Below are 15,039 nucleotides of genomic sequence, written 5' to 3'. Positions count from 1 at the left end.
TGCCGGAAGCACCACCCTCCGGCGCCCTCAACAGAGCAGCAGCGCCGCCTGCCAGGGCAGTTCGCCGAACCGTGCGTCCGGGTTCGTCGCGAAGTTCAGGGCGAGGGCGGCGCCCGCGGCGCCGTCGAGGAAGCCTGGGCGATGCACGACGGCAGAGCCGGCCGGGGCCGAGGCGGGCCAGAGGAAGGGGTGCGCCAGGTCGGCGGCCTTCGCGAGGGCCAGCGTCAACTCCGGTATGTGCGCGGCCAGTTCGGTCCCGCCGGGCTCGCGTGCCATCAGAGTCACGATCGTGGTGAATCCCGCCAAGCCGTGGCAGAGCGTGGGATCACCGAAGGCGGCGGCTCCGCCCGGCCTGTCGCAGACGGCGGCCACCGCGGCCACCGCCTGGCGGTTCCACTCGGGCTCCTTCAGCGCCAGGGCGGCCAGTTGCAGGGCGCGGGCCACCCCGGGCGTGCCGTAGCACCAGCCGGTGCGGGCCTCGGCCAGGCCGGGGTGCTTACCGGAGGCGGCTGCCACCTCGGCGGGCAGCGGGACGATGTTGGGCCAGCCGGTGCCGTCGGGGCTGCGGCGGGCGAGCAGCCACGCGGCGATGGCACGGATGGCCTGCTCCTGGCCCGGCACCCGCACGCCCGCGCGGTGGGCGAGGGACAGCAGCGCGAGCGGACCCGGTATGCCGTGCGCGAGGCCGGCGTTGAAGTGGCCGCCGGGGAGCCCGTCGGGTTCGCCGATCAGGACGGGGTCGCCGGTCCACCAGCCCGGCACGAGCCGGCCGTCCGGCAGCGTGACCGGGCGGGTGAGCGCGACGAGGTGGGTGAGGAGCAGTTCCGTGGTGGACCGGTGTTCGGGCCCGGCTGCCAGGAGCAGACGGCCGAGGCCGGAGAGCCCGGCGACCACGTCGTAGCCGTACATCCTCGCCCCGGCCACCCCACGCGCCACCCGCGGCGCGTCCTCCTCGACCAGTCTGCGTGCCAACAGGGCTGCCTGGGCGTCCAGTTGGGCGAGCAGAGCCGCGTACTCGCCGGGCCGGGTGATGGCGGTCCGGGCGGCGAAGGCGACGGCGGGCAGCCCCGCGTACAGCCCCTCCCTCGCCGGTCTGCGGACCCCGGTGACCGCCGCCGACAGATGGGCGTGCGCGGCCTTCGCGCAGCTGGGCTCGTCGTGGGCCAGTGCCGCGAAGAACAGCCCCACTCCGGCGTGGCCGTCCGCGAGGGACTGGGGATGCCACAGGGAGCGGGTCTCGGCCAGTTCGGGCGTCTCGGCGGCCATCACGCGCCCGGCCAGGGCGGCCGGATCGGCCAGGCGCTCGGCGAGACGCGCGGGGAGGTTCTCGGTCATGCGCGGGCCCTTTCCCGGTCGAGGTGCGCCTGGACCGCGCCACGGGCCACGGCCAGGGCCTGCGCCTCGGCCGTTCGGTCCGTGCCCAGGCGGCGGTTGCAGTGCATGTGGACGAGGGAGGCGAGCGCCGCGTCCGGCGAGACGCTCAGCGTGCCGCGCTCCTCCTCCGCGCGCACGAGCCGTCCGAAGCCTTCCAGCGCCGTGTGGTGTGGCAGCGCCACCGGGTCCGGCAGGCCGTCCGGCGTGATCCGGGCGAGCGCTTCCCGCCGTCGTGCCGCGAACGCCGTGTGGTGCTGCTCGCGCTTGGGGTACGTCGCGGTGAGGCGGCGCCGCCAGTCGCCGCCGTAGCCCCGGTGGAAGGCCCGCATCAGCTCGGTCACGTCGTACGCCGTGGACAGGATCGGGTCGTGCGCGGGGGCCGCCAGCCGCTCCAGCACCAGGCGGCTGTCGGCGTGGAAGACCTCCTCGGCGGCGTCGAGCAGGACTGGGCCACCGTAGCGTTCGGTCTCGGGTGCGTAGCTGTCCAGGCGCAGGCCCCGGGCGAGCCCTCCTGCGGCGAGTTGCCCGGCCAGGTCGTGCAGGCGGGGCAGGACGACGCCGTTCAGGAACGCCGGGTCTCCGTGCAGTCGTAGCCGCAGATGCGGGTCCGGATCCGCGTACCGGATGAAGAACCAGCGGTCGATGCCGCCCGGTCCGACGGGCGCGGTGTGCAGCTCGGTCAGGAAGTGGCGCAACGGCCCGGTCAGGAGCTCGTCCTGGCGCTCCGCGGAGGCGTAGAGGGTCGCGTACAGCCAGGGGCCACCCGGCGGGATTTCGCCGGTGCCGCGCCGCACGGCGGGGCGGGTGGTGCGTGCGGGGGCCGCGGGCGCCGGCTGGCGGGGTATCAGGGTCACCACGGCCTCGACCTCATGGGCGCCGCCGGGGCCGTGCAACCAGCCGCTGTCGGTGGCGTGGTCCAGAGGCAGCTCGTGCACCACGGCCACGCTCGTGCGCTCGCACTCACGCCGCAGGATCTCCTGGTGCGCCGGGACCGCGAGGTTGAGCGGGATGCGGTGGTCGCCGATGGTGAGCTGGACGTGGTCGGGCACCTGCCACAGGGCGCGCCACTCGTCGAGGGACGGGCCGGCCGCGTCCAGTCGCCAGCGGGCCGGGCTCAGGACGGTGCGGCCGGTGCGTACGGCGGGCAGGAACGGCAGGTCTTCCGCGGGGCCCCACTCCCACAGCCGCACCTGCCTGCGGCTGAACGCCGCGGCTTCGATGAGGAAACGCACCGCGTTGGGCGCGGCCAGTTCGCGGTTGAGCACGTGGAGGGCCGACGGGGCCAGCTCGCGCCCGAGCTCCACGGACGAGATCCGGAAGCCCTCGGAGTCGGCGCAGACCGCGATGTCGTCGAGCGTGAGGTCCGTGACGCCCGGCGCGGCCGGGCCCGGGTGGGCGCCTACGACCAGGCGGCCCTCCAGCCAGGTCGGCACCTGGGCGACGTTGGCGTGCCGGTGGTGCGAGGCCTGGTGGTGGACCTGGACGGGCAGCCGTCCGGTGGTCTCGCGCGCGGCCCGCACGGTGTGCCGCATCTCCTCGCTCTGCGCGGGCGGGAAGAGATGGGCGAAGCGGCCCATGAGGCCGCCGGACGCGGTGGCCGCGCCGCCCAGGACGAGCGTGAAGTCGCCCCGGTCCACCGCGGCGGCGGACTCCGCGGCCACGCGTACGACGAGTTCGAGGGCGGGCGGCCGCACGGTGTCGGCGGATTCGTCCCGGTCTGCTTCCTCGAACCTGCTCAGCAGGTCCTCGTCCAGGACGACCTCGCGCGTTCCACGCGCCTGGGCCTCGGCCGCGAGCCCCAGCAGCAGGCGTCGGCGCACGGCCCCGAGGGGTGCGGGCCCCGGTTCGGGGCGATGGCTCGGGGGCAGGCGGTATCCGGCCGGTGCCCCGAGCCCGATGTCGGGGTCGAGGAGTTCCTTGACGGACACGTAGCGCCCGAGACCGTACCGTTCCACGAATTCCTGGTGGTAGGCGGCCAGTCGGCCCTCTCCCGGCGGCGACAGGCGCCACAGCGCGGTGCCCGCGCGCTCCAGTTCCTTGGCCACCGCGTGGGAGAGCACCGCGCTGCCCTCCAGGCGCAGGTCCACCTGGACGGCGTGCGCCGAGGGGCCCGAGCCTCCCGCGAGAGCTTCCGCGCTCGGGGCCGGGCCGGAGCCCGAGACCGGCGCGGGGCCTGCCGCCGCACACGCAAGTGCCGTGCGCCAGGCCGTCCTTCCCTTCCCCAGCGGGGTGCGGCGGTAGTCGGCCAGGGGGGCGCGCAGGTCGGCGATCCACCGGGCGGCGGGCGTGGCGGCCGGGAGCAGCGCCTCGACGTGGGCCAGCGGGTCGGGCGAGTCCAGCGGCGGGCGCAGCTCCGTCAGCAGCACCTCGGCCCCGATCAGTTGCGCGACGAGGCCCGCGACGGCGCCTTCGGGCGCGCCGGGGAAGCGTGCTTCGACGTCTCGGACCAGGTCGCCGCAGCGCACAGGACGGGCCGCCGCCTCCGCCACGGCACGCACCACCGGCGTGTGACGCAGCGTCCGCGACGTGGGACGGCCGCCCCCCGAGGAGGTGTCGGAGCCGACGGCGGTCGCGGCCGGGGCGAACGGCAGGACCAGGCGTCCGCCGCGCACGAAGCACAGGCCATTCACCACCACGCTCAACCCCATGTGGATGGCCGGGTCGCGCTCCCACTGCGCGATCAGCCCTGCCAGCCAACCGGCGTCGGGACGCACCGCCCGGTGCCCCGCGCCGGTGAGCTCCCCCTTGGTGGCCGCGCCGAACGAGCCCCACAGCACGCCCGCGAGGAGGCCGAAAGGGGTGGGCCGCGAGGAGGCCCTGAGCAGATAGCGGGTCACGGCCCGATGGGCCTTGCGGAGATCGGAGGCGGCCACCGGCGCATCCGCGAGGACCGCGTCGACGGTACGCGCGAGCGAGGGACTGGAGACGTCCAGCGCCTCCCGGAACCTCGCGTCGGAGAGCATCTCCCGCAAGTGGGCGCGGAGTTCACGGGGCTCCGCCCCGGTCGCCTGCGGCCGGTCGCGTGCCTCGTCCCCCCACGTGGCGCGGATGCTCGACCGGGCCAGAATCGGCGCCCTCAGCAGCACTCCATCCGCGCACCGAAACACCGGATCCACGCCTTGGCCACGCCGCATCTCTGCCACGCCCCCTTACTTGATGCCCCCTGAAACGGACTCCCCAATTCCCGGTTTCTTACGCCGGGAATACCGTCACACTAGCCATGACGCACCTCTCCCGTAACCCCTTGACTTCGCTTTCGGTGCCTGCCTAGATTCCGCTCAAGTCGCCGAATGCTGGCGAATCAACAGGTTCCACAGGGAGGAATTTCCATGTCCGAAAACATGACGGACCTCTTCGACATCGACCTCACCGAGACCGCCCTCCAGGACGTCGAGTCCGAGAGCGGCGCGGCCATTTCCGGCGGGGAGTCCTGCTTCCGCACCTGCACGACCTGCGCACTCTGCTGATCCAGACCGCCTGAAGGGGCCGGTTCCGGCAGGACAGCTGTCCTGCCGGGTCCGGCCCGTCTGCGCGGCCCGTTCCGGATGCCGTGCCTCCTTTGTGCTCCGGACCATCGACGCGTGGAGCAGCGTCGAGGGCAAAGAAAGGTGCCCTTTCGAGCACGAGAAACCGGAACGGCCGGGCACGATCTCCCCAGCATCGACAGCGCCGTTGACGCGGCGAAATCCGTCGATGACACTTTTCGGCACGGCGGCCACAACCATGCGGATCCCCTGGGGAATTACGTGGCCCCGCGAGATTTCGCCATGCCCATTTGTCTGCTCAATTTTGTCTGCTCAATGCGCGCGCGAGCATCCGACGGACATGCTTCGCCCGCTCGCATTTCACCATGCCCCTGCGCCCTTTTTCGAAATCCCGGCGGCGGAGGCCACCCGCGGAGGCTGTGCTGGCGCACGGCCACTCCGCTCGACGCCACCGCCGAGGACCCGCTCAGCGAGGAGGACCGCCCGCCCTGATGCTCACCCTGCTCGCCAGCGGCCTCAAGGGCGCGGCAACGCGCGTCAGTTGGGCTGGTCGCTACGGCTGATGCGGCGCGCCGCATCAGCCGCCTCCACGAGGAACTCGGCACGGCCAGCCGCTTCCAGGCGGCGGCGCGGCGGGCTGGATATGGGGCGACGGGCGCAGCAGGCCGCCCCATGACCGAACTTGCCGGGTCCTGACGCGATTTGATCGCCCGGTGTCGGTTCTCCACGGGGCGCGGTCCCGGTGAAACCGGGGCCCGCGCCCCCGCGTCTCACAGCGGGTCCGGTCACGACCACTCGGGGGCGAGTGCCATGAGTTCCGAGATCTACTTCTCCCACAACTACCGTGACTTGTGCGAGCAGCACGGCACCGGAGCGGGCTTCCAGTTCGAGTTCCACTGCTCACGCTGCTTCGACACCTGGCGGTCGCCGTTCGAGAACTTCACCGCGGGCCGCATGGCGGGCTGGCTGTCCCGCGGGGTCTCCGCGGCCTGGAGCGTGATCGGCGGGCGGGCCAGCAACGGCGTGTCCAGCGCCGCCGACGGTCTCGCGGGCGCCAGCTGGGGCGGCGCCCGCGACGCGGCCTTCCAGCGGGCGGTCGACACGGCGCGCGGGCACTTCAACCGCTGCGGGCGGTGCAGCGGTTACGTGTGCGGACGGTGCTGGAATCCCGAACACGGCCTGTGCCTGCACTGCGCCCCCGACACGGCGGCGGAGGCGGAGGCGGCCCGCAGGCAGGGCATCAACGACATGGCGGCGGGCCAGGCCTACGCGCGGGGACGCACCCAGGGAGAGGACTACGACCCCGCCACCGCACGGCAGTTGGTGTGTCCGCAGTGCCGGGCCGAAACCCGCGGCGCGCCGTTCTGCGGCGCCTGCGGCCACCGCCTCGCCCAGCAGACGCACTGCGCCTCCTGCCAAGCCGTGGTCCCGGACAGCACGGCCTTCTGCCCGTCCTGCGGCACCAAGCGCTGAACGCGGTCGCCCGGGCCCCCGCCCGCGGCGAAAGGCCCCACGATCACAGCCCAGTAGGTGCTTCCGGCTGCGCCAGCCGGTAGCCCAGCGGTGTCGCGACGTGCTCGACGGCCTGTCCCCTGCGCAGCGTCCGGATCAGACCGGCACGGCGCAGGACGGAGGCGTGCCGACTCGCCGCGGCGTTCGACACACCGAGCAGGGAGGCCAGTTGGCGCCCCGTGACGCCCCCCGACATGACGATATTCTCCAGCGCCTCCGCCCTGCCCGTGCCGAGCAGGGACTGAAGCGCCGCCGTGTGCCCCGGTTCGGTGCGCGGGGCAGAGCCCGCCGGGACCCGGACGATCAGGTCGCCGCTCTCGGGCTCGGCCAGGGTGACCCGTTGGCTCAGGGCCACCGCCTGGATGTGCAGCGAACCCCGGCCGAGTTCGAAGTCGGCCTCGAAGACCGTCGGTAATTCCAGGACACCGCGACGCAGCCGGATGCCGTGGCCAAGCTGCTTGAGCATCGCGGAGGCGCCGCCGCCGACGTAGATCTGGGACAGACTGGCGGCCCGGGTCGCGACCGCGGACCGGATGCCCGAGCGGTGCGGCTCGACGGCGGTGTCGCGCAGCTGGACGATGGCGTTCGCCAAGACGCCGCGGGCCCGCTCGTCGCCCTCGGCCAGGGCTTTGGTGAAGGGCGTGGGGCTGCGGCGGGCGAACAGGTGGGCAAGGTACAGGCTGTCGACACCCTCGGCGAGTTCCGGCTGGAGGCTGCGCGAGTAGAGCTGCACCAGCGGCCCCTGAGAGAGCCTGCCGTGGGCGTAGGCGCCACCGGCTGCCGTCAGTTCGGCACCGAAGTCCGGCAGGGAGCAGACGCGGACGCTGCCCAAGCCCTCGGACCCGAGGTGAATCCGTATCAAGGTTGGCCCCCCGTGCGCTTGACGTCCCCATCAGGGCTTTTGCGCGTGCATGTCGAAAGCTACCGCTGGAGGCGGGCAACCGAAAAGATGCGTACGCACCACGGCGGGGCCCGGACGGGGGTCGGGCCCACGCCACGGTGCCCTGGCCGGTCCTCACCTGCGGCCAACGGCCGGGGGCCGTCCTGGAGGCGCGGCCGCCCGCCAGGGAAGGCGATCCCGGCCGGGGCAGCCAGCGGTGGCGCTCATCCCGGTCGGCGGGGACCTGGGCGCGCTGGGGCCGTCCCCGGCAGCCGAGGAGGCGGCGCCCCCGAGAACTGGGACGAGTTCCCGGGGGCGCCCCGTGACGCGGGAAGCGACGGCGGCCCCGCATCCGCTCCCGTGCCTACCGCCTGCGGTCCACGACCGCCCGCAGCTTCCCGCTCGTCGCCGTACGGTCCAGCTCGGCGCCGTCCCGCACCTCGACCGCGAAGTCCAGCAGCCGTTCGTCCACGGCCGAGCGCACCTCCGGGTACTCGGCGAGGAACGCGGCGCGCGCAACCTCCGGGTCGGGTGCCTTAGAGCTCTCCATGCGGAGGGTGAGGCATTCCCTCGCGGGCCCGGCCGTCAGGACGGCCTGGAGCTCACCGCTGTAGCGCAGGTGCTCCTCGGCGATGGCTACGAACCGCCGGTAGTTGAGGAAGTACGTCGCCACGCGCATCACTTCGCCGAGACGGCCGAGCAGTTCGAAGCGCGGGGAGCGATTGCCGCAGGGGCAGTCGCCGGGCAGGAGACGGCCGAGGTCGCCGATGACGTAGCGGTCGAGGTGCTGTCCTCGGCGGGCCCGGGTGGTGAAGACGAGCCTGCCGGTCTCCCCCGGCGCCACCGGCCGGTCGGCGTCGACGGCGACGATCTCCAGCGTGTGCAGATCGGCGTGGAGGTGGTGGACGCTGCCGCCGCTCTCGACGCACTGGTAGCCGAGCGGGCCCAGGTCGGTGCTGCCGTAGGTGATGGAGTGGACCACCTCGATGCCGAACGTCTCGGTGAGGGTGCGGCGCTGCTCCTCGGTGAAGTGCTCGCCCCCGTAGAAGACCTTGCGTATGCCGCCGTAGGAGCGCAGCAGGTCCGCTTCCTCGTGCAGCAGCTGCCACAGGTAGGAGGGCATGCCGAAGAGGGTGTCGACCTCGTACGCGACGATCATCTCCGCGGTGGCGCGGTGGTCGGCCCCGGCGGCCATCGGCATCTGCACGCCGCCGAGGCGTTCGAGGATGGAGAAGAAGCTGATGAACCCGCCGTACATGCCGCCGCAGTAGAAGAGGTTGGCGGTGCGGTCCACGGCCGGGTCGTAGCCGGCCGCGAGCAGGCCACGGGCGGCGGCGTGCATCTGCGCGTCGTAGTCGTCGTAGCTGAACAGGGACAGGGCGGGCGTGCCGGTGCTGCCTCCGCTGCGGAAGTACAGCTCGGCGTCGCGCCGTTCGACCTCCCGGTTGAGCTCCTGGACGCCCGCCTTGTCGAGCAGTGGCCCGGTCGGCGCCGGGAAGGCGGGCCGCCGGACGAGGTCGTCGAGGCACGCGGTGGTGGAGAAGCGGGCGTCGGCCTGGACGGCGACGCGGCGGCTGTAGCGCTGGAGGGCGTACACACCGTCGTGCGGCTCGCCCACGTAGCCGGAGGTCATGGCGCCGACCGGGGTGACCCGGGTGGCGCCGGCGGCCAGGACGGCCGCGGCGAGTTCGGCGATGTCGGCGCGGGTGCCCGCGATCCCCGCGGTCTGGAGATACCGGCGCATCGGTCGCAGCGTGGCGATGACGTTCTTGCGCGGCAGCGGCTTGACCCAGACGCTGCGGTGCAGCGGGGACGCGGTGAGCGCCGGGCGGGTGTCGGCCATGACGCGCCAGCTGCCGTCGGGGGCGGCCAGGACGCGGGTCAGACCGAGGTGTTCCTCCAGGCGGGCGAGGTGCTCGGTGGTGGTGAGCTCGGCGTACTCGGCGGGGTCCAACTCGCCCTCCACAGGCGCTGGTTGGGCGTCCAGCGCGGCGGCGAGGCGATCGGCGAAGGCGTGCAGTTCGTCCGTGGCCTCGGTGTCGAGGTAGACGACCTGGGGGCTTGAGCACGCCTGCTGCTCGAAGACGCAGATGTCCTCGGCCAGCGCGGCCAGGGTCGCCTCGTCGGCCCACGCGTCCCGGGTCAGGTACGCGAAGGAGATCTTGTGTCCCCACTCCACCAGACGGCAGCCGGCCGGGACATGGGCGGCCACCCCCTCCACCGCGGCCTCGCCTCCCCACACGGCGACGGCGTCGGCGGGGGCGCACATCAGGCGCAGCCAGTCCGCGCGCGCGGAGGAGAAGCGCAGCACGATGATGCGCTCGGCGAGGGTGCCGCTGGGGTCGCATGCGGCGAGTTCGGCGAGCAGATGCTGGGCGAGGAGGGTGTCGGCGCTGCTGGTCTTGAGGATGTTGATGTTGCCCGCGAGCAGCCCCTCGATGAGGCTGAGCGGGGCGACGGTGGCCGCGTTGCCGGGGGCGATGTGGGCGACCAGGCCGACGGGCGCCCACGCCTCGTACACCGTCTCCTTGGCGTCGGGGCGGCTGAGCCACTGCGGGGCGGTGCCGCCGAGCTCGCGACGCAGCTTGCGGGTGAGCGCGTCGCGGCCGAGGAAGGCGGCGAGTTCGGCGAGCAGACCCTCGGTGTCCTCGGCCCCGCCGGGCAGGTGCGGAGCCAGCCGTTCCCGTACGGGGTGGCCGGGGTCGCGCAGGGCGTTCGCGAGTGCGTCGCAGGCGGCCAGGACGGTCTCGCTGTCCAGCGGGGTGGCGAGCGCGGCCTCGACGGTGGCGGGCAGGGTGGCGAGGCGCCGTGCTGCCTCGCCGTCGTCGATGAAGGCACCCTGCCAGTAGTGGTGGTTGATGGCGTCGGTCATGACATTCCCTTCATCAGTTCGGCGGCGGCCACGGCACAGCTCTTGTTGCGGCTCACCCCGGCGCGGCCGTGGATGGTGAACCAGTCGGTGTCCAGTTCGCAGCCGCACTCCTCGCCGCGGTGCAGCGAGGCGAGGTCGCCCATGACGACGCTCTGCGCCGGTACGGAGGTGATGTACGGGGACACCAGGTGCAGATAGCCCCGCTCGCCGTATCCGAGGGGCTCCAGGGTGCGGGTGGAGCGGATGAACACCCGGGACCAGACGGGCGCGTGGAGGTTGTGGTGCGCGCACTCGATGTACGGGACGCAGTGCTCCACCGAGCCGAAGGTGTCGCGGATCCGCTCGGAGGGGATGCCGAGTTGTTCGGTGACGCGGGCGTACAGCTCGTGCTTTCCGATCTGCTGGTCGGTGTGGCCCTTCCAGCCGCCGCCGAGGATGATCAGGGAGTCCTCGGGGAGCTGGAGCGGCGCCACGCCCATCGCCCGCATCCGCTCCAGGGTGAACCAGAGGAAGGCGGGGAAACCGAGGATGCGTACGGGAGCGTCGTCCTCGGCGAAGCGGCGCAGCGCGGCGACACAGCCGAAGGGGTCGAACTCGTGCCCGTTGCCGGTGGCGCGCAGGGCGTACTCGACCTGGCGTGCCGGTGCGAAGTCGCACAGGTAGTTGTCGGTGAACGCGGTGCCCAGTTTGAGGTCGCGGGCGGGCTCGTAGCTGTAGAGCAGGTAGTTGACCGGCTGGTCGGGGGTGATCCAGCCGTTGCGCTCGAAGATGCGGGCGACCATGCGCTGGGCGGAGCGGATGGTCCACTCGTCGAAGAACATCTGCGACTTCTGGCCGGTGGTGCCCGACGAGGTCAGATGCAGATGGACGTCGTCCCGGGGGATGGAAAGCACCTCGTGGCGCTTGAAGAAGTTCGCGTGCACCAGCGGCGCGCCGTACGGAGTGTCCTGGCGCTCGGCGTCGTACAGGCTCCGGAAGAAACCGGACCGCTCGCGGTGCCAGGCGTTGCTCTGCGCCATGGCGGCGGCGAACAGCTCGTCCTCGGCCGGTCCGCAGGCGTACGGCTCGGTCAGGTCGCAGAGCTGTTGGACCTGGGCCAGCGCCGTGGCGTCCGGGACGTCGACGGGGGCGAGATGGGGGTTCGAGGGGGTCATGAGGCAACCTCACGTGAGGGCAGATAGGTCGACGCCCAGGCCGACACATAGGAATCGAGGAAGGGTTGCAGCGGTGGCTCGACGACTACACCGCGGAAGTCGATGTGCTCGGTGGTCCGGGACATCACGACGTAGTCGTGGAAGCCGTCGCCGTCCCGGCGCATCGCGGGATACAGCGCCCCGGCGATGAAGCCCTGGGCGCCGAACGCCGAGAGCGCGGCGTGATGTTCCAGCGGCACCAGCGCCTCGACGTATCCGGCGCCGGCCCGGGTCAGGGTCCGGGTGACCGACTCCAGCCAGCCCGCGGCGAACGCCGGGTCGGGGTGGGCGGTGACCAGCGCACAGTACCCGCCGGTGCGGTTGAGGTACGCGTACACCTCGAAACCGCCGTCGTCCGGGGTGAGCAGGATGTTGGGCGTGTGCAACGGGTAGAACCAGCGGCCCGGTTCGGGAAAGCGCTCGTGGAAGCGGCGGCGGACGAACGCCGGGGCCTCGACGATCTCCAGCGGAGCCGGTACGGCCCCGGTGGGCGCGGGCCGCGGCGCGGTCGGCCGGGTGTCCGCATAGCTGATCTCGAGGCTGTCCTCGACGGTGCGCAGCAGGGGCGCGAGCGAGGCGGGCACCTCGGCGACGGGCACCCGGCGGTCGAACACGCCCGGTGAGTGACGCGCGTAGAGCGCGAGGCTTTCGCGGCTGCTGAGATCCACGGCGTTGGGCAGGATGCCCAGCGGGCGGAAACCGTTGCGGGCCACGACGCGCTGCGGTCCGGCGCTGACCGTGCGGACCGTGGCGTACACCGAGTCGAGCTTCCCGGCGCCGAGCGTGCGGGCGCACAAAGCCTCGGTGAGCTGTCCGGCGAGCCCCGTGCCGCGCTGGTCGGGGTGGACCGCGAGCCCTTCGAGACGGCCGATGCGGCTGCCCGCCTCGCCGTGGACCGCGGCCGACCCGGCGAGCGCACCGCTGCGGGCACAGCGGGCCACGAGCCAGAGGGTGTGCGGGTCCTGGATGAGCCGGGACATCTCGGCGGGGTCCGTACCGAGGGCGGTGGGGTAGTGCGGCCCGTACACGGCGTAGTAGAGCTGCCGCAGGTCGGCGATGTCGGCGGGGGTGGCCCGCTCGATGGTGGCGGTCATCGCGTGCCTCCGGCGGCGGCCGGTTCCGGCTTGGCGTCGCGGTCAGTTGACGGACCGTCAAGTTCGGTGGCCGTCGTCGGACGGTCGCCCAGGAGGCCGAGGAACACGGCAGCGGGCACCAGACCGGCGGCCTGGATCAGGCACAGCGTCTGGGCGGACAGGTGGTCGCCGAGGAGGCCGAAGAGCAGCGAGGCGACCGGGAAGGTCGCGCCGAGAACGGCCTGCATGACGGCGAAGAACGCGGGCTTGTCGGCGGCGGGTACGAGCCGCTGGAACAGGGCCACGAAGCGGACGCCGATCACCCCCACACACCAGCCGGTCACCAGCAGCGAGCCCGCGATGACCGGCCGCGCGGCGACCAGGCCGGGCACGGCGAGCACGAAGGCCATCATGGCGAGGCAGAGGGAGCCGACCACGGTGGGCCGCCCCGGTACGCGTGCGCCGGTGAACGAGCCGATGAGCGTGCCCGCACCGAGCGATGCCTCCAGGAGGGCCACCGTGCCGCCGTCGCCGTGCAGCACCGAGGCCGTGTACAGCGGCATCACGACGAAGACGGCGGTGGTGAAGAGGTTGGCCGCGGCGAAGCAGAGCAGGATCGCGCGCACATAGGGCAGCGCGCCCAGGATCTGACGCAGCGTCCGCCGCGGCGCCTCTCCCCCGGGCGCGTCCGCGGCGGCGTCGGCAGCGGAATCGGCTGTACGGAAACGTGCGGTCGCGATGAGCAGGGCCGCGGCCGCGTAGGCGCCGGCGCAGCCGACGGCGAGTCCGGCCACCCCGGCCCTGTCCACGACGAGGGCGCCGAGCAGCGCGCCGCCCAGGCTCGCCAGGGACTGGGTGGACAGTTCGAAGCCGGTCGCGGCCTCGATGTCCTCGTCGTCCACGAGCTCGGGCACGGAGGTGGTCAGACAGGGGTCGAAGAACGCCTGGCAGGTGGCGAGGGCGAGGGTCGCCGCGTACGCCGCCGCGATGGGCAGGTCGCTCGCGCAGGCCCACACCGCGAGAGCGGTCGCGATCGCTCCCGCACCCCCCGCGGCGGCGCGCAGCAGCGAACGGTGGGCCCAGCGGGCGATGGTGTGGGCGACCAGGGGCGCCAGCGCGACGGCGGGCACCGTGCTGACCGCCATGAACAGCCCGGAGGCCAGGCCGCCCGCGCTGGACGCGGCGTAGGCGATGAGCCACCAGGAGATGCCCACCTGGAACATGCGGACCGCGGCCTGGGTGAACACCTGGCCCAGCCATACCGTGCCGAAGGCGCGGTTGCGCAGGACGAGCGGGAGGCGGCGGTCGGTGATCGTCGGGGTGGTCATGCGGTCGGCCTCTCGTCGATCACGCGGACGAGCTTGCCGGAGCGGGGGTTGACCACCAGGTCGCGGTGGCGCGCCCATTCGACGCGCAGCGGGTGGACGAACCCGGAGGCGACGCTGTCCGGGTAGAGCGGGCGGGCGTCGTTCAGCTCGGTGACCACGGCCTTGGCGAGCACTTCGAGACCCGCCGGGTCGTCGTCGCCGGGGGCGGTGGCCAGGCGCAGCACGAGTCCGTCGCGCCCCTCCCAGCGGCGTACGACGAGTTGCATGCCCATGACGCGGCCCTCGGTGTCGGCCTCGGCGACGGCGGCCTGGGCATCCTGCGCGTACAGCGACACGGGGCCCACGCGCACGCCTTCCTCGGCGCGGCCGAGGATGCGGAAGACTCCGCCTTCGACGTCGGTCCACTCCGCGCGGTCACCGGCCGGGTAGCGGATGACCGGCATGAGGCGGCGGAAGAGCTGGGTGACGACGACGCGTCCAGCCCGGCCGGTCTCACGGATCGGCTCGCCGGTCGTCTCGTCGAGGATCTCGACGACGGTGTGCGGGGTGAACGCGCGGTGGGTGCGGGGATCCGGCCCCGCCACCGGGCGGCCGAGGAGGCCGCCGTCCACGCTGGCGTAGCCGAGCGAGCGCGGTTCGGCGTTGGGGAAGGCGGCCGCGAGCAGTCGGCGCTGGTCGTCGAAGAGGGCCTCGCCGCCGAAGAACAGCAGCTCCACGGCGGGCAGTTGACGGCCCAGGGACACCAGGTGTTCGGCGAGGCGGCACAGCGTGGTGGGGGTGCCCGCCACGACCTGCGCGGCGAAGTCCTCCAGGGTGGGAACCGTCGACTCGAGCGGCGCGCCGCCGCCGATGGGCAGCCGTACGTTGGCGACGGGAGCGTGCGCGAGCGAGTCCAGGATGAACAGGAAGCTGGCGTAGAGCTCGCCGGCGTAGAAGAGGTCGGCCACCCGGTGGCCCGGACGCAGGCCCGCGTCGACGAGCCCGGCGCCGAACGCGGTGACGAACTCCTGCCACTCCTCCCGGGTGTAGCAGGAGAACTTCGGCGCGCCCGTCGTGCCACCGGTCTTGAAGACGACGGCCTCCCCGAGCGGAGCGGTCAGGACGCGGTTGTCGTGCAGGGTGTTGGCGGCCCAGAACGCGGTCTGGTCCACCACCGGAAGGTCGGCGATGCGGTCGACCTCGGGCGGCAGGTCCGCGTAGAGATCCGCGTAGAAGGGAGAGTGGTCGCGGGCGAAACGTATGAGGTCCGAAACCTGATGGACGGGCATGCGGCGTTTTCCTAAGGAGAGGTGGAGACAAGAGAGGCGGGGATGGGTGAGCCA

General features: G+C 72.9%; 10 protein-coding genes. 2 read left to right on the top strand and 8 right to left on the bottom strand.

From position 1 onward, the window contains the following. Nucleotides 1–27: 27 nt before the first annotated feature. Entirely contained in the window at nucleotides 28–1,335 is a 1,308-nt protein-coding gene (locus AC07F3_RS16015) for a lanthionine synthetase C family protein (RefSeq protein WP_479114422.1), read from the bottom strand. After that, nucleotides 1,332–4,337, bottom strand: coding sequence for a lantibiotic dehydratase (locus AC07F3_RS16010; protein WP_479114420.1), 3,006 nt, complete (start codon nucleotides 4,335–4,337; stop codon nucleotides 1,332–1,334). Before AC07F3_RS16010 ends, AC07F3_RS16015 begins: the two co-directional genes overlap by 4 nt. A 366-nt stretch (nucleotides 4,338–4,703) precedes the next feature. Here AC07F3_RS16010 and AC07F3_RS16005 point away from each other — a divergent pair, with 366 nt between their 5' ends. Beyond that, a complete protein-coding gene (locus AC07F3_RS16005) occupies nucleotides 4,704–4,841 on the top strand; it encodes a hypothetical protein (protein WP_479114419.1) in 138 nt (45 codons plus the stop codon). A gap of 828 nt (nucleotides 4,842–5,669) precedes the next feature. Then, nucleotides 5,670–6,332: a double zinc ribbon domain-containing protein gene (locus AC07F3_RS16000; protein ID WP_479114417.1), complete on the top strand. Its 663-nt coding sequence runs from the start codon at nucleotides 5,670–5,672 to the stop codon at nucleotides 6,330–6,332. 43 nt (nucleotides 6,333–6,375) lie between these two features. Here AC07F3_RS16000 and AC07F3_RS15995 read toward each other — a convergent pair whose 3' ends face one another. The 6 genes from AC07F3_RS15995 to AC07F3_RS15970 all read right to left on the bottom strand — a co-directional run bounded on the left by AC07F3_RS15995 (nucleotide 6,376) and on the right by AC07F3_RS15970 (nucleotide 14,985). Further along, nucleotides 6,376–7,203 (bottom strand): ArsR/SmtB family transcription factor, encoded by an 828-nt coding sequence (locus tag AC07F3_RS15995; RefSeq protein WP_479114415.1) that lies wholly within the window; start codon nucleotides 7,201–7,203, stop codon nucleotides 6,376–6,378. A gap of 412 nt (nucleotides 7,204–7,615) precedes the next feature. Further along, the gene (locus tag AC07F3_RS15990) at nucleotides 7,616–10,123 is read right to left on the bottom strand and encodes an acyl-CoA reductase (RefSeq protein WP_479114413.1); all 2,508 of its coding nucleotides are present in this window, start codon (nucleotides 10,121–10,123) and stop codon (nucleotides 7,616–7,618) included. Further along, complete coding sequence (locus AC07F3_RS15985) at nucleotides 10,120–11,277, bottom strand: LuxE/PaaK family acyltransferase (RefSeq protein WP_479114411.1); 1,158 nt, start codon at nucleotides 11,275–11,277, stop codon at nucleotides 10,120–10,122. The genes AC07F3_RS15990 and AC07F3_RS15985 overlap by 4 nt, the downstream gene beginning before the upstream one ends. Beyond that, nucleotides 11,274–12,410, bottom strand: coding sequence for an N-acetyltransferase family protein (locus AC07F3_RS15980; protein ID WP_479114409.1), 1,137 nt, complete (start codon nucleotides 12,408–12,410; stop codon nucleotides 11,274–11,276). The genes AC07F3_RS15985 and AC07F3_RS15980 overlap by 4 nt, the downstream gene beginning before the upstream one ends. Next, nucleotides 12,407–13,717, bottom strand: a complete 1,311-nt coding sequence (locus tag AC07F3_RS15975) for an MFS transporter (RefSeq protein ID WP_479114407.1) — start codon at nucleotides 13,715–13,717, stop codon at nucleotides 12,407–12,409. The genes AC07F3_RS15980 and AC07F3_RS15975 overlap by 4 nt, the downstream gene beginning before the upstream one ends. Then, on the bottom strand, nucleotides 13,714–14,985 hold the full coding sequence (locus AC07F3_RS15970; protein ID WP_479114405.1) for a phenylacetate--CoA ligase family protein: 1,272 nt from the start codon (nucleotides 14,983–14,985) through the stop codon (nucleotides 13,714–13,716). Before AC07F3_RS15970 ends, AC07F3_RS15975 begins: the two co-directional genes overlap by 4 nt. Nucleotides 14,986–15,039: the final 54 nt, after the last annotated feature.

Source organism: Streptomyces sp. NPDC045846 (assembly GCF_056431605.1).
Note: the sequence above shows the minus strand (reverse complement) of the source record. Positions and strands in the feature narration are given on the sequence as shown.